Below are 23,115 nucleotides of genomic sequence, written 5' to 3'. Positions count from 1 at the left end.
CAGCATGGCCCTCAACCTGTCTCGAGCCGAACTGCAGCCCGGTCAGCGGCGCTGGTCGATCGGTGCCGTCGCCGCCGACGTCGGTCTGGTCATCTGGTTCATCTTCTCGCTGTTCCCGATCTTCTGGATGCTGATGCTGGCCCTCAAGAACGCCGAACAGCAGACCACCACCTACTTCTCGTTCAGTCCGACGTGGTCGAACTTCGCCACCGTGGTGTCCGAGAAGGGCACGCAGATGACCAGCGTCGACTTCAAGGCCTCGCTGTTGACCAGCCTGCTCAATTGCGGTGGCGCGGTTATCGTCTCGCTGGTCATCGGCATCCCGGCTGCCTACGCGGCCGGTCGCTGGCAGTACCGCGGCAGCAATGACCTGATGTTCCAGATGCTGTCCTTCCGGTTCGCGCCGGAGCTGATGGTGATCGTGCCGCTGTTCGTGATCTACAACCAGATCGGCCTGTTCGACACCAAGGTCGGGATGATCTGGGTGCTTCAGTTGGTCACCATGCCGCTGGTCGTGTGGATTCTGCGCTCCTACTTCCAGGACCTGCCCGAAGATCTCGAACAGGCCGCTCTGCTCGACGGCTACACCCGTCGCCGCGCGTTCCTGATGGTCGCGCTGCCCATCGTGCGTCCCGGTATCGCCGCCGCGGCGCTGCTCGCGTTCATCTTCGCCTGGAACAACTACGTGTTCCCGTTGATCCTGGCCGACAGCAACGCCGGCACGGTCACCGTCGCCATCACCAAGTTCCTCGGGGGCGGCGGCCAGGCGTACTACAACCTCACGGCCGCCGCGGCGTTGATCGCCGCGCTGCCACCACTCGTCCTCGCGCTCACGATCCAGCGATACCTGGTGCGAGGCCTGTCATTCGGGGCGGTGAAAGCCTGATGGCCACGGTCAAGATCACTGACATCTGCAAGACCTACGGCAAGGACGTCCGCGCGGTCGACGGCATCTCGCTCGACATCGCCGACGGCGAGTTCTTCGTGATCCTGGGCCCCAGCGGCGCGGGCAAGACGACCACGTTGAAGTCGATCGCCGGCCTCGTCGACGTCGACTCCGGTTCGGTGTCGATCGGCGGGGTGGACATGACCGCGGTGGAGCCGTACCACCGCAACGTCGCGATGGCGTTCGAGAGCTACGCCCTGTACCCGCAGAAGACCGTCGCCGAGAACCTGGCCTCGCCGCTGAAGTCCGGTCGCACCGGCAAGTACACGGAATCCGAGCGCGCCAAGCGCATTGACCAGGTCACCACGACGCTCGGTATCGACCACCTGAAGAACCGGCTGCCCCGGGAGCTGTCGAACGGTCAGCGCCAACGCGTGGCGCTCGGTCGCGTGCTGGTCCGTCCGGCCGACGTCTACCTGCTCGACGAGCCGCTGAGCCACCTGGACGCGAAACTGCGTGCGGCCATGCGTGCCGAGCTGAAGCAGCTCGGCGCGATGTCGAACACCACGACGATCTACGTCACGCACGACTACCAGGAGGCCCTGGCGCTGGGCGACCGGATCGCGGTGATGCGCGACGGCCGGCTCATGCAGATCGGTACCCCTGAGGAGATCTGGCGCAGGCCCGCCGATACATTCGTCGCGCGCGCTCTCGGTCAGCCTGAGATCAACCTGCTCGACGGTGTCGTCGACGACGGCCGCATCCGATTGGGTGACGGTTCCCTCGACGTGCCGATTCCGCCGGACGTGCGATGCGACCGAGGAACCCGCGTGCGAGTGGGGCTGCGCCCCTGCGACATCCACGTGACGAGCCGAGAGGGATCGCTGCGGGGGCGGGTGCTGCTCGCCGAGCGGCTCGGCCGCAACATCGAGCTGACCGTCGATGTGGGCGGAGCGCAGCTGATCGCGTTGACCTCGGGTCGCCACGGGGTCGGAGAGGGGGACGAGGTCACGATGCGCATCGCCGAGTCCGACGTGCACGTGTTCACCCCGGGCGACGGGGACACCAGCCGGTTCAGTGACCAGACCCTGGAGGCAGTGCAGTGAGCGTCGCGACCGACAACACGACCCAGCAGAGCGCGCAGAGCCTGACTCTGCGCGACCTGGTGAAGACCTATTCGTCGCGCGGCCGTGATGCGGTGACCGCGGTCAAGGGCATCAACCTCGACATCCGGCCGGGAGAGCTGGTGGCGCTGCTCGGCCCGTCGGGGTGTGGCAAGACCACCACACTGCGCATGATCGCCGGATTGGAAACGGTCACCAGCGGTTCCATCAAGATCGGTGAGCGCGAGATCTCGCAGCTGCCCGCCGCCAAGCGCGGAATCGGCGTGGGCTTCGAGAGTTACGCGCTGTATCCGCCGCTGTCGGTGCGCGACAACCTGCTGTACGGACTGAAGGCGCGCAAGGTCAAGGGGGCCGAGAAGATGGTCGCCTCGATCAGCGATCGGCTCGAGATGAACGATTTGCTCGCGCTGCGGCCGGCCAGCCTGTCCAGCGGGCAGAAGCAGCGCGTCGCGTTGGCCCGCGCACTGGTGCGCAACCCTCCGGTGCTGCTTCTGGACGAGCCGCTGAGCCACCTCGATGCCTCTGCGCGCAACCGGGTGCGCCGTGAACTCAAGGTGCTGCAGCGCGAATTCGGCTACACGACGATCGTGGTCACCCATGACCAGGTGGAGGCGTTGTCGCTGGCGGATCGGCTGGCCGTGATGGACGGCGGCGTGGTGCAGCAGTTCGGCACGCCCGACGAGGTGTTCGACGATCCGGCCAATCTCTTCGTCGCCGGCTTCGTCGGTGAGCCCGCGATCAACGTGCTACCGGGCGTCGCGCGAACCCGCGACGGCCGTGTCCACGTCGAGATCGGTTCGGGCGCAGGAACTCTGGCGACATCAGCGACGACGGTCGGTGACGGCACCGCGGTCACGGTCGGCATCCGTCCGCAGGACTGCGCCCTGACCGAACGGGGCGGCGAGGGGCTCGCGGCGACCGTCGCCTACTTCGAGCACCTGCTGGAGTTCGGGCTCGCGACCACCACGGTGGCGGGCATCGAGGACGGTATCGTGGTGCAGACCCCGGCCGAACAGAGCCACGAACCCGAGCAGCGGGTCTCGGTGACCGCGCCGGCCGAGCGGGTCTACCTGTTCGACGCCGAGACCGGGGAGCGACTGCGATGACGAAGCTCTACAACGACCCTGCCAGATTCACCGAGGACATGCTCGTCGGGTTCCTCGATGCCAATTCCCGCTACGTCGCCGGCGTACCCGGTGGTGTGGTGCGCGCACACCGGACCCGGCCGGGCAAGGTCGCCGTCGTCATCGGCGGCGGATCGGGGCACTATCCGGCGTTCTGTGGAACGGTCGGTGTCGGTTTCGCCGACGGTGCCGTCGTGGGCAACATCTTCACCTCGCCATCGGCGGAGGAGGCGGCGTCGGTGGCACGGGCCGCCCATGGCGATGCCGGCGTACTGCTGACCACCGGTAACTACGCCGGAGACGTCATGAACTTCGGCCTCGCGGTGACGCAGCTGCGGGGCGAAGGCATCGAGGCCGAGTACTTCGCCGTCACCGACGACATCGCCAGCGCGCCACGCGGCGAGGAAGCGAAAAGGCGTGGCATCGCCGGTGATTTCACCGTCTTCAAGTGCGCCAGTGCCGCGGCCGAGGAGGGTCTCGATCTGGCCGGTGTGGTCCGCGTCGCCGAGGCTGCGAACGCCGCGACCCGCACGCTGGGGGTCGCCTTCGACGGCTGCACGATGCCCGGCGCCGACCATCCGCTGTTCACGGTGCCCGAGGGCACGATGGGTGTCGGGCTGGGCATCCACGGAGAGCCGGGCGTGGCCGACGAACCGATGCCGACCGCGGAAGCGCTGGCCGAGACCCTCGTCGACGGTGTGCTGGCCGACCGTCCCGATGCCACGTCGACCCGGCTCGCGGTGATCCTGAACGGCCTGGGCCGCACCAAGTACGAAGAGTTGTTCGTCGTATGGGGGACGGTCGCCCGGCTCCTGCGTGACCGCGGCTTCGAGATCGTCGAACCCGAGGTGGGCGAACTGGTCACGAGCCTCGACATGGCCGGCTGCTCGCTGACCGTGATGTGGCTCGACGAGGAGCTGGAACGGTACTGGACCGCCCCTGCCGACACGCCCGCCTACCGCAAGGGTGCGCCGACAGACACGGCGAGCACCGGGGAACGTCGCAGCGCCGAGGAACTCGAGGCCGAATCGGCAGGGCCGGCACTGGATGAACTCGCCGACGACGAGGGCCGCCGCGGCGCGCGAGTCGTACTGGATGCCCTCGCGGCGATGGCCGACATGCTCGCCGGGGCCGAGGACGAGCTGGGCCGCATCGACGCCGTCGCCGGCGACGGCGATCACGGCCGCGGCATGGTGAAGGGCTCGTCCGCGGCCTGCTCGGCAGCGCAGCGGGCGGTCGATGCCGGCGGTGGTCAGGGTTCGGTGCTCGCCGAGGCAGGAAGAGAGTGGGCGGCCAAGGCCGGTGGCACCTCGGGTGTGCTGTGGGGTGCGCTGCTGTCGGCGCTCGGCGCCCGACTCGGCGACACCGGCCGGCCCGACGGCGAGACCGTCGCCGGCGGAATGCGAGACGGGTACGACGCGTTGGTGTCGCTCGGGGGCGCTGCACCGGGAGACAAGACGATGCTCGACGCGCTGCTGCCCTTCGTCGACGACTTCGAGCGTCGGCTCACCGACGGGACACCGTGGCAACAGGCGTGGGGCGAAGCGGCCGAGGTCGCAGCCGAGGCGGCGCAGGCCACGGTCGACATGCGACCCAAGGTGGGGCGGGCCCGTCCGTTGGCCGAGCGCAGCGTGGGTACCCCCGATGCGGGCGCGACGTCTCTGGCGATGTGCTTGCGCACCGTCGCCGCCACGATTTCGACTCGCACAACAGCGAAAGGGAAGTGACCAGCAATGGCAGGTCTCCGTATCGTCGTCGGCTCCGACGACGCCGGCTTCGACTACAAGGAAGCGCTCAAGAGTGATCTTCAGGCCGACGACCGGGTCGCCGAGGTCACCGATGTGGGGGTGGGTGCAGACGAGAGCACGGCCTATCCGCACGTCGCGGTCGCGGCAGCGCGCATGATCGCCGACGGGAAGGCCGATCGGGCGCTGCTGGTCTGCGGTACCGGCCTCGGGGTCGCGATCAGCGCCAACAAGGTCCCCGGTATCCGCGCGGTGACCGCGCACGACAGCTTCTCGGTCGAGCGGTCCGTGCTGTCGAACAACGCGCAGGTGCTGTGCTTCGGGCAGCGAGTGATCGGTCTCGAACTGGCGCGCCGCCTGGCCAAGGACTGGCTGGGCTACGAGTTCGACCCGCAGAGCGCATCGGCCGAGAAGGTGGACGCGATCTGCTCGTACGAGCCCGCGCAGGCGACCAGCTGAGTCAGCTCACCGCCGGGCCACCAGCGGCAGGAAGACGTCGTCGACGATCTCGGTGATGGTGTCCTGCGGTACCGCTGTCATGGTCATGAACAGTTCGTGGCGGAGCAGGTCGGCGGGCAGGTTGAGAATGCGCGGCGCCGGCATGGCCGCCAATTCTCCTCGGGCGACTGCTCTTTCGGCGATCTGCGCCATGATGCTCGGTCCGTCGGGTACGAAGAGCGCACGCAGCGTGGCCGGTGAGCCGCCCGCCTCGTCGTAGTACGCGCCGAACAATGCGGCGAACAGTCCCATTGTGCGCGCGCGACGGTCGCTGAACTCGGTGAGCACCGCCACGACGTCACCGCGCAGTGTCCCGGTATCCGGAACGGGGATCACGTCGACCTCGCCGCGGCGGCGGATCACCGCTTCCAGGAGTTCCAGGCGCGTCGGCCATCGGCGGTACAACACCGATCGCGCCGCGGCCGCTCGGGCGGCCACCGCGTCGATGGTGAAGCCTGTGTAGCCCGCCTCGAGCAACTGTTCCCAGCCCGCGTCCAGGATCGCGGCGTCCAGTTCGGCGCCGCGCCGCCGGTGCAGTGATGCAGCTTTAGAGGACACTTGCGTAGCTTAACGCATCCCGCTAATGTCTGGATTAAGCAACAGCAACGTAGCTTATTTCACTCGACCTTTGTGGGGCATCCATGACACGTAGAGCTGTGATTTCCGGTGCGAGCATCGCCGGGCCCGTCCTGGCGTTCTGGTTGGCCGAGGCCGGCTGGCAAGTGACCGTCGTGGAACGCGCAGATCGGTTGCGCCTCAGCGGTTATCCGGTCGACGTGCGCGGCACGGCTGTCGAGGTGATCACCCGCATGGGCCTTCATCCGGAGCTCGTGGAGCATCGCTATCGGCACGTGCCGCTGACCTTGCTGAGCCCACGAGGCCGGCGGTTGTGCACGCTCGACTACGGCGGCCTGCTGAGCTCGTTGGGCGACGGCGACGTCGAACTGCCACGGGGTGACCTCAGCGCTGTGTTGCACCGTGCGACGGCCGATCGCGTCGATTACGTGTTCTCCGAATCGATCACGGGGTTGCGCGAGTGCGACGGAGGGCTGGAAGTGGCCTACGAGCGTCGTCCACCGGAGGTCGTCGACGTGGTGATCGGTGCGGACGGTATCCATTCGAACGTGCGCGCGCTCGCGTTCGGTCCCGAGGAACGCTATCTGCGTCACCTCGGGCCCTACGCGGCGATCTGGGATCTTCCGCCCGGCATGTTCGCCCCCGGGACCGGTTACCTCTACTCGCATCCCGGACGTATCGTGGTCGTCGAACGGCAAGCCGACGGCACGCCCGCCCGGGCGTTCGCGGCGTTCATGCACCCGGCGCCGGGAACCGTCGATCGGCGCGACGGCGCCGCGGTCATCGCAGCGCTTCGCGAGGCGTTCGCCGATGACCGTTGGCGGACAGCGGAAGTCATCGACACGCTGGCGCACGCAGACGATGTCTACTTCGACACGGTCAGTCAGGTACGTATGCCGCGATGGAGCTCAGGCCGAGTCGCGTTGGTCGGAGATGCGGCGTACGCGCCGGCGTTCCTGTCCGGGCAGGGCACCAGTATCGCGATAGCGGGTGCCTACGTGCTGGCCAGTGAGCTGTGCGCGCACGAGCGGTCGCAGGACGCCTACACCGCTTACGAGCGCCGCATGCGCGATTACGTGACGAGCAATCAGGATCTGGCGCTTCGCGCCGACGGGACGGTTCTGGTCCTCACCCGCGGCCAGCTCCTGCGCCGCAACGTGAAACTGTGGGCCGTGCCGTGGCTGCAGCGACTCGGTCTGCTGGGGCTGCTCCAAGCGCCGCTGCGCACGGCGGCGACGGGCCTCGCGCTGGCCGACCATGACCTGCGCTGTCGCTCAGAGACTGTGCAGCGCAACGCTTGTCGATGAGTCGAATCGTCGGGTGGGCCGTGATCCTGGTCCTCGCCAATGTGGTGGCCGATGTCGTCGTGGGATCGCCGATGATGGTCATCCCGCAGCTGCTCGATCGCTTCGACACCGACGAGGCGGCCTGGTTGACCACAAGCGCGCTGCTGGCCGGCGCCGTGTGGTCGCCGCTGCTGGCGAGGGCTGCCGACATACACGGCAGGCGCAAGGTGCTGGTCTTCACCCTCGCGCTGGCTTGTGGGGGAGCGCTCATCTGTGTCGCAGCGACGAGCCTGTGGGTGTTTCTGATGGGCCGTTTTCTGCAGGGCGCCGCATTTGCCGTCGTCTTCTTGTCCGTGGCTCTCGTGCTGAAGGTGTGCTCATCGCGGGTGGCGACCGTCATGGTGGGGATCGTGACGTCCGCCTCGTCGGTGGTGGGAATCGTCGAGCCGGTGGTGATGAAACCGATCATCGACGACTTCGGTCCTCGCAGCGTCTTCGTCGTCGCAGCAGTACTCGCGGCGGTGTCCGCACTGGGCGTACGCGTGCTCGTCCCGGAATCGTCAGTACGCAGCCGAGCTCGCCTCGATGTCGTCGGGGCGCTTCTTCTCGGTGGCGGGCTGAGCGCTGTGTTGGCCTCGGTCAGCGTCGGCGCCGACGCCGGCCAGTTGTCGCTTGAGATGGTCTGGCTGGTGGTCGCGGGCGGCGTTGCGTTGGCCGCATGGTGTTTTCGTTCGTCGCGGAGCTCTGATCCGATCATCGATCTGCGAGTGGTGAGCCGTCGTCTCGTGCTCACCCTCGTGGTTTTGCTGTTGGCAGCCGGGGCCTTCCGATCCATGCTGCAGCTGATGGGTGTGATCGCTTACGTTCCTGCCGAGCGAGGCCTCGGGTACGGCCTCGGTTCCGGGGAGGCGGTCGCCGCGCTGTTCGCCGTCGCGAACCTCGGAATCGCGGTCGGAGGCGTGGGCGCCGGATGGCTGGCCCTTCGTGTCGGTTCCGAATTCGTGCTGCTGGGCGGCGTCGCGGTCGGGGCGGTGGCGACCGTGGCGATGACGGTGGGTGTGTCGGCACTGCCTGTGGCACTAGTCTGCGGTGCGCTGATGGGGGTGGCGGCGGGTGCGATCGGGGCCGCCGGGTACACGGTGGCCATGAAAAGCGCCGCTGAAGACAGCAAGGCCACGGTCGCAGGATTGGTGTCCGTCGTGGTGGCGGTGGGCTCGGTGCTGGTGACCATCGTGGGCGCCGAGGCTCTCGAAGCGACACGAATTCCTGATGCAGTGGTCTCCGGTGCCCCGGTCAGCACGGCGACGGGCGTCCACGTGTACGTCTCGGCGGCAGGAGTGCTGCTCGCGCTCGCCGCGCTGCCGGCGACCGTGCTCGCGCGCGGTCGCGGAGCCCGGGCCGCATCGTGACGAGGGTTCCCGGTGCTTACGCGACCGGTGTGGTGGCCTGCAGGACCGCCTCGACCAACGCGTCCTCGCGTAGATGCTCGAAGCGCTGGTAATCGGGGTCGTTGATCATGTCGATGAAGTGCTGACGGCTCGGGTAGCGCACGAGCAGGATCATGTCCCAGTCCTGGCCCGGTTCGGCGGCCAGAGCGACTCCGCCGGCTCCGGCATAAAGCACCTCGACGGCGTATCGCGCTTGCACGCCAGTGCTTTCGAACTGGGCGATGTACTCCAGATAGGTCTCCCTGCCCCCGTCGGGTTTGAAGCGCAACAGATTCAGCATGACCACGGGACCGCCGTCCTCCTCCAGATACGAAGCCAGTGCCGAACTGTCGAGCGTGATCATTGCGTCTCCTCTGTCTGCCCCCACGCGGAAACACTAGGTGGGGGTACCGACAGATTCGACACGCCGTCATTCGCCCGGCCGCCGTTCGCCCGGTGGTCGGGGTTCGTAGGGCTGGTACCACCACCACTGCGCGCGCTCTCCCGTGGCGCCGAGGCACGGGGCGACGTGCGGGGGCGGCGCTGTGGGTGGCCGGGCCAGCGATGCCGAGGTCAGGGCGCGGCCGGCGGCGTCGGTGACGACGAGTTGGTCGGCGGGGCCGGTGATCGTGATCAGGCCGCGGTGGTGAGCCCGGTGGTGATAGGGACAGACCAGCGCCAGGTTCCACAGCTCGGTGGGGCCGCCGTCCTCCCAGTGCACCAGGTGATGGGCGTGCAGGGCCCGGGTGGCCCCGCACCCGGGCACCACACAGCAGCGATCGCGATGCTCCAGCGCACGGCGCAGCCGCCGGTTCACCGTGCGGGTGGATCGGCTCGCTTCGATCACCTGTCCGTCGCGGTGAAACCACACCTCGCACGTCGCGTCGCAAGTCAGATAACGGCGATCACTGTCGGGCAGAACAGGTCCCAGGTGCAGGGCACTCAGGCGGGTGTCGACATCGACGTGCACGACCACAGTGGTTCGTTGGCCATGCGGGCGGGCCGCAGCTTCGGCATCCCAGCTCGCGTCGATCAACCGCAGGAACGCCGCCGCGGCGCCGGGGATCGGTTTCCGCCCGTCCGGATCGCCGGCACTCCACTCCGCCACGAGCGCGTCCCGGTGGGAGCCCAGGGCGGCTTCGAACGCCGCGTTCTCGACGTGGGGGAGTGTGATCTGCCAATACGTGTACTGGTCGTCGCTGCGCGAGGTGATCGACACCTGGGGCCCGGGTTCCCCGACGGGCGCAGGTTCGTCCTCGTCAGGATCGGGCTGAGGTTCCGGAGTGGGTTTGGGTTGCATTTTCAGCGCCGTACGCAGCTGGGTGACAGTCGCGCACTCGGCCATGACGGCGAAGTGCTCGTCCGAGCCGGGCAAGCCGTGTTGGGCGATCACCCCGACCTGATCGACAGAGAACCGGCCCTGCGCCAAACCCTCGATACAGGAGGGGAATTCGTCGTAACGGTGGGCGATCGCGGCGATCGCCTGCGCCCGCGACGGCGACACCCCTGCCTTCCACGCCACCCAGTTCGCCGTCGAACGAGCTCCCGCAGCGGCCCACAGCTCATCCCGGTCTATCTCCGCGGCGATCTCCACGATTCGTGCATCGATCGCGTTGCGTTGGCCCGTCAGCTCCGCCAACTCCTCATGCAGCACCGACAACCGTTCATCGATGGCGAGAGAACTGACCGGGGCCATGACCACAAAGTGCCCGCCCCCTCCGACATCGACGGGCGGCCCCGGCGCCCCATCGAGCCCGCCTGGGGATGAATGCGGCTCTGGGGATAATGCCGCAGACCGTCCGGAGAAGCCGAACGGTGTGTCCGCGAATATCGCGTGGACCGCAACGGTCGAGGTCCCGTTCAATGCAGGAATGACAGTGGAACGGGCACGGACGGGCGCCATGATGGCGGTCGGCGCGATGGCCTGCGTGCAGCTGGGCCTGGCGCTCGCCGTGACGTTGATCGACGACATCGGCGTCGAGGGTGTCGCGTGGCTGCGGCTCATGTGGGCCGGTGTGCTCCTGCTCATCCTGGTGCGGCCCCGCTGGACCGCATTCACTCGCCGGTCCTTCCTCATGTGCGTGATCCTCGGCGTCGTCACCGCCGGGATCACCCTGCTGTTCATGGCTGCTGTCGCTCGCATCCCACTCGGGACGGCCAGCGCGCTCGAATTCCTCGGCCCGCTGTCGGTCGCGGTGGCTCGCGGCCGCGGCCGCGGACGCGTGCTGTGGCCTGGTCTCGCGGCGGTCGGCGTCGTGCTGCTGACCGAGCCCTGGAGCGGAACCGTCGATCAGGTGGGTGTCGCGTTCGCTCTCGGCTCCGCCGTGTGCTGGGCCGGCTACATCGTGCTCACCCAGATGGTGGGCGACGAGGTCGCCGGCATCGCGGGCCTGGCGGTGTCCATGCCGGTCGCGGCGTTGTTCGCCACCGCAGTCGTCGGGCCCGCCGTGATCCCCAGAATGGATGGCGGCATCCTGCTGCTGGGTCTCGGGTTGGCCATCCTGCTCCCTGTGGTGCCCTTCGCCCTCGAGTTGTTGGCGCTGCGGCGCCTCACCACCGCGGCCTTCGGCACCCTGATGAGCCTGGAGCCGGCATTGGCGATGCTGGTCGGGCTGGTGATCCTGCACCAGGTGCCGGGTCCGCCGGCCGTCGTCGGCATCGCGTTCGTGGTCGCCGCCGGCGCCGGCGCTGCGCGGTCCGGGGCCCGCACGCAACCTGTTCCTCTGGAGGTCGGCTGAGCGATTACCGTGTCAGCCATGGGCAGAGGAATCTTCGGCTCACCCGTGGTGGGCTTCATCAACGCCGGTGCGGCTCGTCTGATCCACGCGCCGGTGATCGGTCCGATGGTGCGGCGCAGCATGGTGGTGATCCGCTACACCGGGCGGCGTTCGCACCAGACGTTCGAAACCCCGGTCAACTACCAGCGTTCCGGCGACGAGGTCGTCATCCGCGTGATGACGCCCGACCAGAAGACCTGGTGGCGCAACTTCACCGACGGCGGTGGGCCCATCACGCTGGCCGCATTCGAGGGTGCGGACCGCACCGGTCACGCGGTGGCCCAGCGGGATGAGCGTGGCCGCGTGACGGTACGGGTGCGGCTCGACGCGAGCTGAACTCAGACCTCCGTGCGATTGCGCCGGAACAGGGTGCCGAGCGCCAGCAACGCAAGACTGATCAGCAGAATCGCGGTGGCCAGCACATTGATCTGGGGAGGCACCGCAGCCTTGACCGCCGCGTTGACATACAGCGGATAGGTGACCGTCGAGCCGCTGACGAAGTAGGTGATGATGAAGTCGTCGAGCGACAGCGCGAACGACAGCATCGCCGCGGCGACGATGCCGGGCACGATCAGCGGCAGCGTCACCTTGAAGAACGTGCGGGCAGGGCCCGCGCCCAGATCCAGCGACGCGTCCTCGAGAGTCCAGTCGAAGCCGCGCACCCTGGCACGCACCGTCATCGCGATGAAGCTGACCTCGAAAGCGATGTGCGACAGCAGGATCGTGGTGTAACCTGCCGCCCACCCCAGGTCGAGGAACAGCGTCAGCAGCGCCGCGCCCATCACGACCTCGGGAGCGGTCAGCGGCAGCACCAGGAACGTGTCGACGGCGCCCTGGCCCCGCCAGCGTTGCCGCACCAGGGCGATCGCGACGAGCGTACCCAGGACCAGCGCGACGGCCGTCGAGACCGCGGCCACGTTCAGACTCAGCTTGAGCGCTTCGGTCAGCGGCGGATACTTGAACGGGTGCGCCCAGTTCTCCAGCGTGAAACCTTCCCAGCTGTAGTTGAACTTGCCCGCCGGCTTGTTGAACGAGAACAGGATGATCACGAAGATCGGCAGGAACAGGTACAGCAGCACCAGACCGGCCGCGATGCGCAGCAGTAGGTCGCCGACGTTGCGCCGTGCTTTCACCTTTTTGGCGGTGGGAGTCTGTTGCGCCGCGGTGGCGACCGCGGCGCCGGCCTGGGTCGTCATACCAGGTCCTCCGTCCCCAGCGCCCGGGTGTAGAGCAATACGCCGACCAGGATCAGCAGCATCAGGCCGAGGCTCAGTGCCGCCGCCGCCGGGTAGTCCTTGACCACGAGAAACTGTTTCTGGATGACGTTGCCGATCATCGTGGTCTGCGTGCTGCCCAGATAGTCGGCGTTGATGAAGTCACCGACTGCGGGGATGAAGACGAGCATGCTGCCCGCCAGCACACCCGGCATCGACAGCGGCAGGATGACCTTGCCGAAGCTGCGCCCGGCCGAGGAGTACAAGTCCTTCGACGCCTCGATCAGCCGCGGGTCGATCTTCTCCAGGCTGACGTAGAGCGGCAGGATCATGAAGATGATCCAGTTGTAGGTCAGGCCACCGATCACCGCCCAACTCGTCGACAGCAGTCGTCCTTCGTCGGGCAGCAGACCCACCGCGCCGAGCGCGCTGACCACCCAGCCTTCGTCGGCCAGGATCGTCTTCCACGCGATCGTCCGAATCAGGAACGTCACGAAGAACGGCAGGATCACCAGGCCCAGCAGCAGGTTCTTGTAGCGGCCTGCCTTGAACGCGATGACGTAGGCCAGCGGGAACGCCAGCAGCAGACACAGGATCGTGGCCGCGAAGGCGTACCCGAAGGACCGGAAGATCTGGTTCTTGTAGAGCACGAAGGCATCGGTGAAATTGCCGAAGTTCCAGGCGAACTCGAGCGTCGGCATGAACACCGAGCCGCCGGTCGTCGACAGCGACGTGCGCGCCAGGGAGAAGAACGGCACCACGAAGAACACCGCGAGATACACGAGCGCGGGCAACACCATGAGATACGGAGCGATCCTGCTCCGCTGCCTGCTGCTGCTGGCTACACCGGCCATCGGCTCAGCCGCCGGTGACGGCGGCGTAGGCGGTGTTGTACTCCTGCGTCTGCTCGTCGGTCAGCGGAGCCCAGCCCTTCGATTTGGCCAGCGTCTCCTTGGACGGGTTGATCAACGGGTTCTTCGCCGCCGCGGGGTCGACCTTCTCGAGCTCCTCGGTCATGTCCGACAGCACCGGGACGTACTGGACGAATGCGACCAGCTTGGCGTAATTGGCCCGGTCGTAGATGTAGTTGATCCAGGCTTCGGCGGCCTTCTGGTTCTGCGTGGTGTAGGGGATCACCATCGTGTCGACGAAGGTGGTCGCCCCGGACTCGGGAACGACGAACTGCAGGTCGGGATTGTCGGCCTGCAGCTGCACCACATCACCCGAATACGCCTGCGCCACAGCGATGTTGCCCGCTGCCAAGTCGTCGGCGTAGTCGTTTCCGGTGAAGCGCCGGATCTGTCCCTTGTCGTTTTGCTCGCGCACCAGATCGATCGCCTTCTGCACGGTCTCGGTGGACGGGTTCTCCGGCGAATTGCCTTGCGAGAGCATGATCATGCCCAGCGCATCCTGCGAATCGGAGAACAGGCTGACGCGGCCCTTGAACGCCGGATCCCAGAGGTCGTTGATGGACGTGATGTCCCGGCCGGTGGCGGCGCGGTTGTAGGCCAACCCGACGAGCCCGGACATGTAGGGGGCGCTGTACTTGCGGCCCGGGTCGACACTGGCCTCGAGGAGATCGGGCCGGATGTTCTTCTTGTTCGGCACGCCTTCGTCGCTGATGTCGTTGAGCCAGCCGAGTTGGTGCAACCGCACCGCCATGAACGTCGTGGGCACCGCCAGATCGGCTCCGATGTCCTGCTTGCGCGAGAGCGGCTCTTTGACCTTGGCGAACCACTGCTCGTTGTCGTTGAAGTCTTCCTTGTAATCCACCGTGATGCCCGAGGCGGTCTGGAACGCCGCGACGAAACCGTCCGCCATGTACAGCGGCCAGTTCGAGATGCGCAGCGTGCCACTGGCGGGGCCGCTGTCCTGACTGCCGGAACTGGCGGTGTTGCTGTCGGATCCACCGCAGGCGGCCAGCACGGAGGAGCCCAGGCCCAGGGCGGCGGCAGCGGCCGCACTGCCACCGATGAATCGGCGCCGCGAGGTGCGGTTGGCGGTCAGTCGGGCAAGCAGGCGGGGATCGAACTCGGGGGACATGGCGAGGCGTACCTTTCGTCGGGTCCAGAGAGGGTCCAGAGAGGGGAGGGTCGAAACGCAGGCGTCGGGCCGCGGGGACGATCAGGAGTCGTCGAGCATCTCCTCGAGATCTTCGGTCGTCGGGGTGCCGGCACCGGGCAGCACCAGCGACGCATCGGGTGCCCATCCCACGTAGACCTCGTCGCCGGGGCGCAGCATCGGCAGATCCTGCTCGGGCCCCACGTGGGCGATCACCGTGGATTCGTCGGGCGCGGCGAGCGAGAGCCGCACCACCGGACCCTGGAACGTCAGATCGGTCACCGTCGCGCGGACGCCGACGGCGTCGCCGGTGGGGGCGTCCATGCTGACCCGTACGCGTTCCGGGCGCACCATCAGTGTGGCGTGGCCACCGGGTTCGATCGTGGTGTCGCCGGGACGAGCCTTGAGCGTGGAGCCGAGGACGTCGATCTCGACGTAGTCGCGGTTGACGCGGCCCGTCTGGCGGCCCGACCACAGGTTGGCCTGGCCGATGAAGCTCGCCACGAAAACCGTCGAGGGGCGGTCGTAGATCTCGGTCGGGGAGCCGATCTGGTCGACGTTGCCGGCGTTCATGACCGCGATGCGGTCACTCATCGTCAGCGCTTCTTCCTGGTCGTGGGTGACGTAGATGAAGGTGATGCCGACTTCGCGCTGGATTCGCTTCAACTCGAACTGCATGGCGTGGCGCAGTTTGAGGTCGAGGGCGCCCAGGGGCTCGTCGAGCAGCAGGGCGCTCGGGTAGTTCACCAGTGCTCGCGCGAGTGCGACGCGCTGTTGCTGCCCGCCCGACAGTTGGGCGGGTTTGCGTTCGGCGAAGTCGGTCAGCCGCACTATCTCGAGGAGTTCGTCGACGCGCTTGCGGACTTCCTGCTTGTCCTTCTTGGCGCTGCGCGGTCCGTAGGCGACGTTGTCCCACACCGTCATGTGCGGGAACAGCGCGTAGTGCTGGAAGACGGTGTTGACGTTGCGCTTGTTCGGCGGGGTCTTCGAGACGTCGCGGCCCTCGAGGCGGATGGCGCCTTCTGTCGGGGTCTCGAATCCGGCGATCATTCGCAGCGTGGTCGTCTTACCGCACCCGGAGGGCCCGAGCATGGAGAAGAACTCGCCCTGCGCGATCGTGAAGTCGGCGTCAGCGACAGCGACGTAGTCGCCGAAGCGCTTCGTGACGTGGTCTATCTCGATCACGGGGCCGCTCTTGGCGCGGGTCGCATCGCGTCCCGCAGACCCTGACGTCTGGTCTGCAGCGGTGGTGTGTGTGCCGGTCAGCGGGGATCCTCCTCGAACGTCGGCCGTCGTGGCCGCTATAAACCTTCGCGGATCGCGTCGCCGTTGGCAACCGTTTCCGCAACGAATTTACATTTCGACAATGGAATCCTTCGCCGAACCGGGCATCCGTTGCGAGAATCGGCGAGATTTCGGGTTACGGGACGCGGGGCATCCACGCCTGACCCGGGAGCTTTCGATCGGCGGACTTCGCTATCTGTATGAGTGTGCCGCGCGAGTATGGCGTTCGTCGCCGTTTACCGGGGTGAGTCGGCGGGGTAGTGAGGGCTCATGGCCACAGTCGACGTATCCGTGACCTCGGACCTGAGCCCCGAGCGGGCCTGGACTCTGGCGTCAGACCTGAGCCGCTTCGAGGAGTGGCTGACCATCTTCGGCGGATGGAAGAGCCCCGTGCCCGACGAGATCGACGTCGACACCCAGGTGTCCTCGCTCATCAAGGTCAAAGGATTCCGCAACATCATCCACTGGCGCGTCACGCGATACGACGAGCCCAAAGAGATCGAACTCATGGGCAACGGACGGGGCGGCGTCAGCATCGGGCTGAGCCTTCAGGTCGAGCCCCGCGACGGCGGCGAAGGACGTGGCTCGTCGTTTCGCGTGGTGGCCGACCTCTCGGGTGGTCTGCTGAACACGCCGGTCGGAAGCGTCGTCGCGCGGGTGATCAAAGGCGACGTGAAGCGCTCGGTGTGCAACCTCGCCGAACTCGGCTAACCCCACTCGTGGTTCATCGCCTGTGTCTCGTAACGCGCATTGGTTGCGGGTGACGGAGACCGGGGGCGAGACGCGGCGATGAGCACCATCGCCAGCAGCGCGGTGGCCGCGCCCGCGGTGAAGATCGCGACGAAGCTGCTCTCCAGCGGGACGCCGGCCGCATCGGTACGACCCAGCAGAACCGCGACCACCGCGGCCGCGGTCGAGCTGCCCACGGTGCGTGCGATCGCGTTCATCCCCGTCGCAACGCCGGTCTCTCCGGCGGCGCTGTCTCCGACGACCAGCGCGGGCAGGGCGCCGTAGCCCAGGCTGATGTAGCCATTGGCCAACACGCTGGCGATGATCACCTGCCAGGGCGCCGAGTGCAGGAAGGCGGGCAGGACGAATCCGACGATGCCGGCCACCGCGGCCACGACCAGGACCGGACGCGCGCCGAACCGGTCGATGAACCGACCGCTGACCAGGGCGACGACGAAGCCGGTGACGGCTCCGGGCAGGAGATACACGACGCTGGCCTGCAGCACGGTCGCACCGAAGCCGTAACCGCCGGGGCCGTCCGGCATCTGGACGAACTGCGTGAGGCCGAGGAACGCGAAGTAGAGACCCATCCCGACGAACACGGTGGCCACGTTGGTGAGCAGCATCGAGCGCCGCGCCAGCATCTGCGTCGACACCAGCGGCTGGCTGACCCGCCGCTCCCACCTCCACCAACCGATGAGCACGATCACACCGCCCGCCGCGCAGGCGACGGTCCGCGGCGAGGCCCACCCCCACGAATGGCCTTGCGTGATGGACAGCAACACCGCCGACAGGCCCGTCGCGAGCCCGAGCGCGCCGATCCAATCGATCCTGCCCGCCGCAGAGCGCGGCCGGTTCGGCACGACAGCGATCACGATCGCCAGCACGACCACGGTGAATCCGGTCGTCAGCCAGAACACCCGGTGGTACCCGGCGTCCCCGCTCATCAGCAGACCCACCACGACAAGACCTGCACCACCACCGAACCCCAACGTCCCCGACAGCACGGCCATCGCAGAGCCGATGCGAGCTTCGGGCAGTTCCTCGCGCAGGATCGCGATGCTGACCGGATACAGCGCGAACGAGGCGGCCTGCAGGACCCGCGCGAGCACGAGCAGCGGCAGCGACGTCGTCGTCGCTGCCAGCAGGGAGCCGGCGAGGACCACGGCCAGCACCGCCAACAGCACGTGCTTCTTGCGGTGCAGGTCGGCGAGACGGCCGATCAGCGGTGTGGCCGCTGCCGCCGCGAGGAGGTTGGCGGTCACGACCCAGCTGACTGCGACCGTCGATGCATCGAGTTGGTCGGCGATCACGCCCAGCACCGGCACCACCGCGGTCTGCAGCACGGCGACGGTGAGGACCACGACGCTGAGGCCGATGACGAGGAGGCGGGGCCTGCTGTGTGCCACGCCCACTCCGATCGTTAGGACATCTCGATTTCGATCGATTATGGACTCCCGTTCGGCCGGGCCGGTAACCCGGGGCCGGTGGGGGGCCGGCGTCCGTGATCGAATGTGGCTATGGCTCAGGGAAGCTCGCCGCAGGTCCGATCCGCCGCTCTGACCGGGTCGGTCTTCACCGGCCATCGACCGACGGGCGCCGGCGATCTGTCGGTGGAGACGCACGGCATCGCGCCCATTCCGACCGATCAGCGTTACGGCGGTCCCGGCCGCCTCTTCACGGTGTGGTTCGCACCGCAGGTGAACATGACGGCCGTCTTCACCGGCACGTTGGCGATCGCGCTGGGCCTCGGGTTCTGGCTGGGCATGCTCGCGATGCTGATCGGCACCCTCCTCGGCTCCCTGGTGGTCGGATACCTGTCGACCTGGGGGCCGCGAACCGGTGCCGGTCAGCTGCCCAACGCCCGCATGGCCTTCGGCGGAACTGTGGTGGTTCCTGCTGCGCTGCAGTGGATCTCGTCGATCGCATGGGATGCCCTGGTGGGGTTGTTCGGGGGCGAGGCGTTGTCGGTTCTGCTCGGGATCCCGTTCTGGGCCGCGGTGCTGATCGTGCTGGGTGTCCAGGGCGTGGTGGGTGTGTTCGGCTACGAGTTGATCCACCGACTGCAAGCCGTCCTGACGGTGGTGCTGTTCGTGACGTTCGTCGTGTTCACCGTCAAGCTGATCGGCGGCCATGACATCGTGGCACCGGCCACGGCGGCGGGGCCGGACCTGATCGCGGTCTTCGTGCTCGAAGTGACGATCGCGTTCAGCCTGGCGGTGTCCTGGGCGACCTACGCCGCCGATTTCAGTCGTTACCTGCCCGCCGACGTCTCCCGGGCCAAGGTGTTCGCGTTCACCGCGGCGGGTCTGCTGCTGGCGTACTCGTTCGTACAGGGCATCGGGATCGCGGCGGCCGAGCTGGTGGGTGAGCAGACCGCCGTGGGGGTGCGCTCGGTGATGGGCGGTGGCGTGCTGGGCGCCCTGGCGCTGCTGGTGATCGCGATCGCGTCCATCGGCTCCGGGGTGATGAACGATTACAGCGGGTCGCTCGCCCTGCAGACCGTCGGGGTCCGGGTGCGTAGACCGGTTTCCGCGGTGATCGTCACCGTCCTCGCCTTCGCCCTGATCCTCTGGCTCCACGCCGCCGATACCGCGCAACGCTTCACCGATGTGCTCCTGCTCGTCAGCTACTGGATTCCGGCGTTCGTCGTGGTGCTGGTGATCGACTGGCGGATCCGGATGGCTGGGCGCGACATCGTCGACCCGTCCGAGGAGTCCACGAACCGGCGCGACGCGGCCGCCGCGTTGATCGTGTTCCTCCTGGCCTATCTGATCGCGGTGCCCTTCATGAACACCACGCTGATCCAGGGGCCGATCGCGACAGCCTGGCACGGGGCCGACATCGCCTATTTCGTGAACGCCGCAGCGGCGGCCGTGCTCTACGGCGGCTACCGAATCGTCACGGGCCGCAGCCGCCGGTTTCGGTAGCGTCGGGTGCAGTAGCCGCCGCCAGGAAGGATTGACCGAGATGCCCTCGAAGACTCTTGCCAAGACCGCCGGTGCTGCGCTCGCCACCGCTGTCGTCGGCGGGCTGGCCAGCAGGCCCGCTCAATCGCCGTGGTACACGCGCCTGAAGAAGCCGTCCTTTCAACCCCCGGCTCAGGCGTTCCCGATCGTGTGGCCGATCCTCTACACCGACATCGCGGTGGTGTCGGCGTCGACGATCGACACCCTCGAGGAGCAGGGCAGGCATGACGAAGCGCGCTCCTACACCCGTGCGCTGGCGGCCAATCTCGTGCTCAACACCGGGTGGAGCTGGATCTTCTTCAATCAGCGCCGGCTCGGCACCGCCGCGGTGGCGGCCGCGGCATTGGCCGTCAGCAGCACCGATCTGACTCGCCGTGCCGCGGCGGTGCAGCCGGCGGCCGGGGCGGCGCTCGCCCCCTACCCTCTGTGGTGCGCCTTCGCGACGGCGTTGTCGAGCCGCATCTGGCAACTCAACCGTTAGGGGCGGCTCAGTTCCACGGTTGGTCGGTGGGCCGGTGCTGTCCGGGACGCGCCGATCGACGCCAGGATCTCGCCGCTACGAATCGCGATGTTCGACAGCAGCGACGAGGTCAGTCCGTGGGTGTGCTCCGTGTTCCCCTGCACGTAGAGTCCGCCCGCGGTGGACGGCTCGGTGACGAGCCGATAGTCCCGCGTCACCGCGGGGCGCCCGTCGGTGTAGACCAGGTCGGCGTGCAGCGGGCCGAGGATGGCGCCGAGTGCGGCGGGGGTGAATCCCGTCGCGTAGATCACTGCGTCGCAATCGATTCGGTGGATCGAGCCGGTTGGGTGGTGGCGGATGTCCACGGAGATGCCGTCATCGTGTTCGTCGGTTCCGCACACGCTGGACGCGCCCCGCAGGTACAGCCGTCGTTCGCCGGTGACCCGCTCGGCGTACTCGCGGGCGTAGAGATCCTCGATGAGCGGCATGTCGACCGCGGAGTAGTTGGTGCTGCGGTGGTAGTCGAGCAGTTGACGGCGAATGGGCGGACTGGCGCTGTAGAAGTCATCGACGGCGTCCGGATCGAAGACTCGGTTGGCGAACGGGCTGTCGTCCGCGGGGCTGTAGCCGTATTTGGCGAAAACCCCGTGCACCTCGACGGCGTCGAGATCATGGAGGTAGGCGCACACCTCGGCTGCGCTCTGTCCGGCGCCCACGACGACGAACCGGTTGTGGCGTCTGGTCGGCAAGCGGTCGAGATCGTGGAGGAAGTTGTGGTTGTGGATCTTTCGTGCCGACGGGGTGACATCGGGAGGAAGTTGGGGTTGCAGTCCACCGGCGATCACCACGTTGCGCGCCCGCAGCGTACCGGCATGGGCGCCCGTCACCTCGATCTCGAAGTACTCGCCGACATCGCGCACTCCGGTGACTCGTGAGCCGTAGTACACCGGGGCCGCGACCTTGTCTGCCGCCCAGCGCAGGTAGTCGTGGAACTCGACGCGCGTCGGGAAGAACGTCTTGTAGTTGATGAACTCGGTCAGACGTCCCCGGTCGGTCAGGTAGTTCAAGAAGGTGAACTCACTGGTCGGGTTGCGCTGAGTGGCGAGATCTTTCAGAAACGAGATCTGCATGGTCGCACCGGGGATCAACATGCCGGTGTGCCAACCGAACTCCGATTTGGCCTCCACGAACTGGGCCGTCACCGGCGCGGTCGAGGTGTCGTTGTGCTCGCGCACGGCGATCGCCAACGCGAGGTTGGACGGGCCGAAGCCGACACCCACGAGGTCGAGTACCTGCTCGGAGCCCGAGTGTCTGCCGAATGTCGTCATCATGCTCCTGCCATCTGATCGAGCGCGCCGGGAACGGGCTCCGACGGGTCCGTCCCCAAGCCGACGATGCGGTTGGCGGCGTCGACGTGGACGACCGCGCTGCGGTGACGCGCCAGGTCCGACTGCGGCACGCCGACGAAGGACATGATGATCACCAGGTTGCCGGGTGAAACCAGATGTGCTGCCGCGCCGTTGATTCCGATGACTCCCGAGCCGGCGTGGCCGGTTATCGCGTAGGTGACCAGTCGCGCGCCCGAGGTGACGTCGACGACGTGCACCTGTTCGCCGTCGACAATCCCTGCCGCCGACATCAGATCCGCATCGATCGTGATCGATCCCACGTAGTGCAGGTCGGCCTGGGTGACCGTCGCCCTGTGGATCTTGCCTCCGAGCATTGTGCGCAGCATGCCGCCTCCATCCGTCACCGCTGGCCGATAGATAAGGCTAGCCTATGTTTAGTGTCGTGCAAGCTCTACGTCGCCCTCGGCCGTCGTGTCAAAGATGTTGGTAGCCAACGAGGGCGACAGTGGAGCACTGGCGTGATCGGCGTGATCGGCTCTGGCGGGCGCTAGAAAGTTAACCGAGCCTAAGCTAATCTGCACGCGCCAGCCATACCGAACGAAGGGGAAACCAGCGTGACCGAGCAGCAACATCGTCAGCGTCACAGAGGGCGCGCCGGCGCGACCGTACTGGCAGCGTTGCTGCTCGTCGCCGCGCTGGTGGGGTGTGGATCGTCGTCGACCCAGGCGCCGCAGGCGCAGACCGTGACGATCGCCCACAAGTTCGGCGAGACGAAGGTTCCCGCCGATCCCCAGCGGGTGGTGACCGTCGGCTGGACCGATCAGGACTTCGTCCTGCCTTTCGGGGTGATCCCCGTCAGCACACGGGAGTTCTTCACCGAGTACAACGGCTACCCGTGGGTTCAGGCGGCGACCGACGGCAAGGGTGTCACCACCTGGGGCGCCGACACCATCGACTTCGAAGCGATCGCCGCACAGAAGCCCGACGTGATCTTCGCGATCTACGAGACCATCGACCGGCAGACCTACGATCGGTTGTCGTCGATTGCGCCCACGGTGATCCAGTCCGGCGACTACCCCGACGAGGAGACACCCTGGGACGTCCAGCTGCTCACCACCGGCACCGCGCTCGGGAAGAAGGACCAGGCCGAGAAACTGGTCGCCGAGGTGAGGGGCAAGATCGCCGACGCACGCGCTGCTCACCCGGAGTTCGACGGCAAGACGTTGGTCGTCGACTTCGGCCCGGAGAGCGGCGGTCATTACCTGCTGCCCGAGAACGACCCTCGCCGTTCGCTGTTCACCGCCCTGGGCTTGAAGACGCAGGACGTCGACGGTGACATCAGCGAGGAACGGCTCGACCTGCTCGACAAAGACGTCTTGTTCGTCAACGGTGCCACCCGGGAGCAGATGATGGCGTCGCCGGCGTTCGCTCGGCTGGGCGTGGTGCGGGACGGGCGCACGCTCTACACCACCTTCGAGTCGAACCTCAGCGGTGCGCTCACCTACAGCGGCCCTCAGGCACTGTTGTACGCACTCGACGTGCTCACCCCGCAGCTGGCCAATGCGCTGGCAGGGCGGCCGGTCGCCGACCTCGCCAACGCCTGACA

At 67.3% G+C, this 23,115-nt stretch carries 23 protein-coding genes; 13 read left to right on the top strand and 10 right to left on the bottom strand.

Translation table 11 applies throughout. The features are described 5' to 3' along the window. The first annotated feature begins 4 nt into the window (after positions 1–4). The 5 genes from ACXYX3_RS14715 to ACXYX3_RS14695 are packed head-to-tail and all read left to right on the top strand — an operon-like array spanning position 5 to position 5,338. Entirely contained in the window at positions 5–886 is an 882-nt protein-coding gene (locus ACXYX3_RS14715; RefSeq protein WP_241206150.1) for a carbohydrate ABC transporter permease, read from the top strand. Further along, on the top strand, positions 886–1,992 hold the full coding sequence (locus ACXYX3_RS14710) for an ABC transporter ATP-binding protein (protein WP_241206151.1): 1,107 nt from the start codon (positions 886–888) through the stop codon (positions 1,990–1,992). The genes ACXYX3_RS14715 and ACXYX3_RS14710 overlap by 1 nt, the downstream gene beginning before the upstream one ends. Continuing rightward, positions 1,989–3,116 (top strand): ABC transporter ATP-binding protein, encoded by a 1,128-nt coding sequence (locus ACXYX3_RS14705; protein WP_241206152.1) that lies wholly within the window; start codon positions 1,989–1,991, stop codon positions 3,114–3,116. Before ACXYX3_RS14710 ends, ACXYX3_RS14705 begins: the two co-directional genes overlap by 4 nt. Next, a complete protein-coding gene (gene derK, locus ACXYX3_RS14700) occupies positions 3,113–4,861 on the top strand; it encodes a D-erythrulose 4-kinase (protein WP_458608031.1) in 1,749 nt (582 codons plus the stop codon). The genes ACXYX3_RS14705 and derK overlap by 4 nt, the downstream gene beginning before the upstream one ends. 6 nt (positions 4,862–4,867) lie before the next feature. Further along, positions 4,868–5,338 carry a ribose-5-phosphate isomerase gene (locus ACXYX3_RS14695; protein WP_241206154.1) on the top strand — a complete coding sequence of 157 codons (471 nt, stop codon included), beginning with the start codon at positions 4,868–4,870 and terminating at the stop codon, positions 5,336–5,338. A 6-nt stretch (positions 5,339–5,344) separates the two neighbouring features. Here the strand turns inward: ACXYX3_RS14695 and ACXYX3_RS14690 are convergent, their stop codons facing one another. Further along, positions 5,345–5,935, bottom strand: a complete 591-nt coding sequence (locus tag ACXYX3_RS14690) for a TetR-like C-terminal domain-containing protein (protein ID WP_458608030.1) — start codon at positions 5,933–5,935, stop codon at positions 5,345–5,347. Between the two features lie 83 nt (positions 5,936–6,018). On the opposite strand from ACXYX3_RS14690, the gene ACXYX3_RS14685 reads away from it, so the two are divergent. Together ACXYX3_RS14685 and ACXYX3_RS14680 are read left to right on the top strand one after the other, a co-directional pair. Beyond that, positions 6,019–7,260, top strand: coding sequence for an FAD-dependent monooxygenase (locus ACXYX3_RS14685; RefSeq protein ID WP_458608029.1), 1,242 nt, complete (start codon positions 6,019–6,021; stop codon positions 7,258–7,260). Continuing rightward, entirely contained in the window at positions 7,257–8,648 is a 1,392-nt protein-coding gene (locus tag ACXYX3_RS14680; protein ID WP_458608028.1) for an MFS transporter, read from the top strand. The genes ACXYX3_RS14685 and ACXYX3_RS14680 overlap by 4 nt, the downstream gene beginning before the upstream one ends. Positions 8,649–8,664: 16 nt before the next feature. Here ACXYX3_RS14680 and ACXYX3_RS14675 read toward each other — a convergent pair whose 3' ends face one another. Further along, a complete protein-coding gene (locus ACXYX3_RS14675; protein WP_458608027.1) occupies positions 8,665–9,030 on the bottom strand; it encodes a DUF1330 domain-containing protein in 366 nt (121 codons plus the stop codon). A gap of 66 nt (positions 9,031–9,096) precedes the next feature. Beyond that, a complete protein-coding gene (locus tag ACXYX3_RS14670) occupies positions 9,097–10,362 on the bottom strand; it encodes an HNH endonuclease signature motif containing protein (protein ID WP_458608026.1) in 1,266 nt (421 codons plus the stop codon). 175 nt (positions 10,363–10,537) lie between these two features. Here ACXYX3_RS14670 and ACXYX3_RS14665 point away from each other — a divergent pair, with 175 nt between their 5' ends. Both ACXYX3_RS14665 and ACXYX3_RS14660 read left to right on the top strand, forming a co-directional pair. Then, on the top strand, positions 10,538–11,404 hold the full coding sequence (locus ACXYX3_RS14665; RefSeq protein WP_241206160.1) for an EamA family transporter: 867 nt from the start codon (positions 10,538–10,540) through the stop codon (positions 11,402–11,404). Positions 11,405–11,422: 18 nt separating this feature from the next. After that, positions 11,423–11,779, top strand: coding sequence for a hypothetical protein (locus ACXYX3_RS14660; protein ID WP_458608025.1), 357 nt, complete (start codon positions 11,423–11,425; stop codon positions 11,777–11,779). A 2-nt stretch (positions 11,780–11,781) separates the two neighbouring features. Here the strand turns inward: ACXYX3_RS14660 and ACXYX3_RS14655 are convergent, their stop codons facing one another. From ACXYX3_RS14655 to ACXYX3_RS14640, 4 genes are all read right to left on the bottom strand, one after another. Further along, on the bottom strand, positions 11,782–12,639 hold the full coding sequence (locus ACXYX3_RS14655; RefSeq protein WP_458608024.1) for an ABC transporter permease: 858 nt from the start codon (positions 12,637–12,639) through the stop codon (positions 11,782–11,784). Beyond that, positions 12,636–13,511 (bottom strand): ABC transporter permease, encoded by an 876-nt coding sequence (locus ACXYX3_RS14650; RefSeq protein WP_458608023.1) that lies wholly within the window; start codon positions 13,509–13,511, stop codon positions 12,636–12,638. Before ACXYX3_RS14650 ends, ACXYX3_RS14655 begins: the two co-directional genes overlap by 4 nt. A 4-nt stretch (positions 13,512–13,515) precedes the next feature. Then, positions 13,516–14,700 (bottom strand): polyamine ABC transporter substrate-binding protein, encoded by a 1,185-nt coding sequence (locus tag ACXYX3_RS14645; protein WP_458608022.1) that lies wholly within the window; start codon positions 14,698–14,700, stop codon positions 13,516–13,518. Positions 14,701–14,781: 81 nt separating this feature from the next. Next, positions 14,782–15,903: an ABC transporter ATP-binding protein gene (locus ACXYX3_RS14640; protein WP_458608021.1), complete on the bottom strand. Its 1,122-nt coding sequence runs from the start codon at positions 15,901–15,903 to the stop codon at positions 14,782–14,784. A gap of 369 nt (positions 15,904–16,272) precedes the next feature. Between ACXYX3_RS14640 and ACXYX3_RS14635 the strand changes: the two genes are divergently transcribed. Beyond that, positions 16,273–16,713: a type II toxin-antitoxin system Rv0910 family toxin gene (locus ACXYX3_RS14635; RefSeq protein ID WP_241206166.1), complete on the top strand. Its 441-nt coding sequence runs from the start codon at positions 16,273–16,275 to the stop codon at positions 16,711–16,713. Here ACXYX3_RS14635 and ACXYX3_RS14630 read toward each other — a convergent pair. Then, a complete protein-coding gene (locus tag ACXYX3_RS14630) occupies positions 16,710–18,140 on the bottom strand; it encodes an MFS transporter (protein ID WP_458608020.1) in 1,431 nt (476 codons plus the stop codon). The genes ACXYX3_RS14635 and ACXYX3_RS14630 overlap by 4 nt on opposite strands. Positions 18,141–18,251: 111 nt before the next feature. On the opposite strand from ACXYX3_RS14630, the gene ACXYX3_RS14625 reads away from it, so the two are divergent. Both ACXYX3_RS14625 and ACXYX3_RS14620 read left to right on the top strand, forming a co-directional pair. Beyond that, on the top strand, positions 18,252–19,661 hold the full coding sequence (locus ACXYX3_RS14625; protein ID WP_458608019.1) for a purine-cytosine permease family protein: 1,410 nt from the start codon (positions 18,252–18,254) through the stop codon (positions 19,659–19,661). Positions 19,662–19,701: 40 nt separating this feature from the next. Further along, complete coding sequence (locus tag ACXYX3_RS14620) at positions 19,702–20,181, top strand: TspO/MBR family protein (RefSeq protein WP_458608018.1); 480 nt, start codon at positions 19,702–19,704, stop codon at positions 20,179–20,181. On the opposite strand, the gene ACXYX3_RS14615 is transcribed toward ACXYX3_RS14620, so the two are convergent. Both ACXYX3_RS14615 and panD read right to left on the bottom strand, forming a co-directional pair. After that, a complete protein-coding gene (locus ACXYX3_RS14615; RefSeq protein ID WP_458608017.1) occupies positions 20,178–21,491 on the bottom strand; it encodes a lysine N(6)-hydroxylase/L-ornithine N(5)-oxygenase family protein in 1,314 nt (437 codons plus the stop codon). The genes ACXYX3_RS14620 and ACXYX3_RS14615 overlap by 4 nt on opposite strands. Next, positions 21,488–21,895, bottom strand: coding sequence for an aspartate 1-decarboxylase (gene panD, locus ACXYX3_RS14610; protein WP_458608016.1), 408 nt, complete (start codon positions 21,893–21,895; stop codon positions 21,488–21,490). Before panD ends, ACXYX3_RS14615 begins: the two co-directional genes overlap by 4 nt. Positions 21,896–22,123: 228 nt before the next feature. Between panD and ACXYX3_RS14605 the strand changes: the two genes are divergently transcribed. After that, a complete protein-coding gene (locus tag ACXYX3_RS14605; protein ID WP_458608015.1) occupies positions 22,124–23,113 on the top strand; it encodes an ABC transporter substrate-binding protein in 990 nt (329 codons plus the stop codon). The last annotated feature ends 2 nt before the right edge of the window (positions 23,114–23,115 follow it).

This window comes from Mycobacterium sp. Panama NTM2 (assembly GCF_054355555.1).
Note: the sequence above shows the minus strand (reverse complement) of the source record. Positions and strands in the feature narration are given on the sequence as shown.

Coding starts and splice junctions, on each gene's coding strand:
- ACXYX3_RS14715 (WP_241206150.1), top strand. CDS start 5: ATGGCCCTCAACCTGTCTCGAGCCGAACTGCAGCCCGGTCAGCGGCGC.
- ACXYX3_RS14710 (WP_241206151.1), top strand. CDS start 886: ATGGCCACGGTCAAGATCACTGACATCTGCAAGACCTACGGCAAGGAC.
- derK (WP_458608031.1), top strand. CDS start 3,113: ATGACGAAGCTCTACAACGACCCTGCCAGATTCACCGAGGACATGCTC.
- ACXYX3_RS14695 (WP_241206154.1), top strand. CDS start 4,868: ATGGCAGGTCTCCGTATCGTCGTCGGCTCCGACGACGCCGGCTTCGAC.
- ACXYX3_RS14685 (WP_458608029.1), top strand. CDS start 6,019: ATGACACGTAGAGCTGTGATTTCCGGTGCGAGCATCGCCGGGCCCGTC.
- ACXYX3_RS14680 (WP_458608028.1), top strand. CDS start 7,257: ATGAGTCGAATCGTCGGGTGGGCCGTGATCCTGGTCCTCGCCAATGTG.
- ACXYX3_RS14675 (WP_458608027.1), bottom strand. CDS start 9,030: ATGATCACGCTCGACAGTTCGGCACTGGCTTCGTATCTGGAGGAGGAC.
- ACXYX3_RS14670 (WP_458608026.1), bottom strand. CDS start 10,362: ATGGCCCCGGTCAGTTCTCTCGCCATCGATGAACGGTTGTCGGTGCTG.
- ACXYX3_RS14665 (WP_241206160.1), top strand. CDS start 10,538: ATGACAGTGGAACGGGCACGGACGGGCGCCATGATGGCGGTCGGCGCG.
- ACXYX3_RS14660 (WP_458608025.1), top strand. CDS start 11,423: ATGGGCAGAGGAATCTTCGGCTCACCCGTGGTGGGCTTCATCAACGCC.
- ACXYX3_RS14655 (WP_458608024.1), bottom strand. CDS start 12,639: ATGACGACCCAGGCCGGCGCCGCGGTCGCCACCGCGGCGCAACAGACT.
- ACXYX3_RS14650 (WP_458608023.1), bottom strand. CDS start 13,511: ATGGCCGGTGTAGCCAGCAGCAGCAGGCAGCGGAGCAGGATCGCTCCG.
- ACXYX3_RS14645 (WP_458608022.1), bottom strand. CDS start 14,700: ATGTCCCCCGAGTTCGATCCCCGCCTGCTTGCCCGACTGACCGCCAAC.
- ACXYX3_RS14635 (WP_241206166.1), top strand. CDS start 16,273: ATGGCCACAGTCGACGTATCCGTGACCTCGGACCTGAGCCCCGAGCGG.
- ACXYX3_RS14625 (WP_458608019.1), top strand. CDS start 18,252: ATGGCTCAGGGAAGCTCGCCGCAGGTCCGATCCGCCGCTCTGACCGGG.
- ACXYX3_RS14620 (WP_458608018.1), top strand. CDS start 19,702: ATGCCCTCGAAGACTCTTGCCAAGACCGCCGGTGCTGCGCTCGCCACC.
- ACXYX3_RS14615 (WP_458608017.1), bottom strand. CDS start 21,491: ATGATGACGACATTCGGCAGACACTCGGGCTCCGAGCAGGTACTCGAC.
- panD (WP_458608016.1), bottom strand. CDS start 21,895: ATGCTGCGCACAATGCTCGGAGGCAAGATCCACAGGGCGACGGTCACC.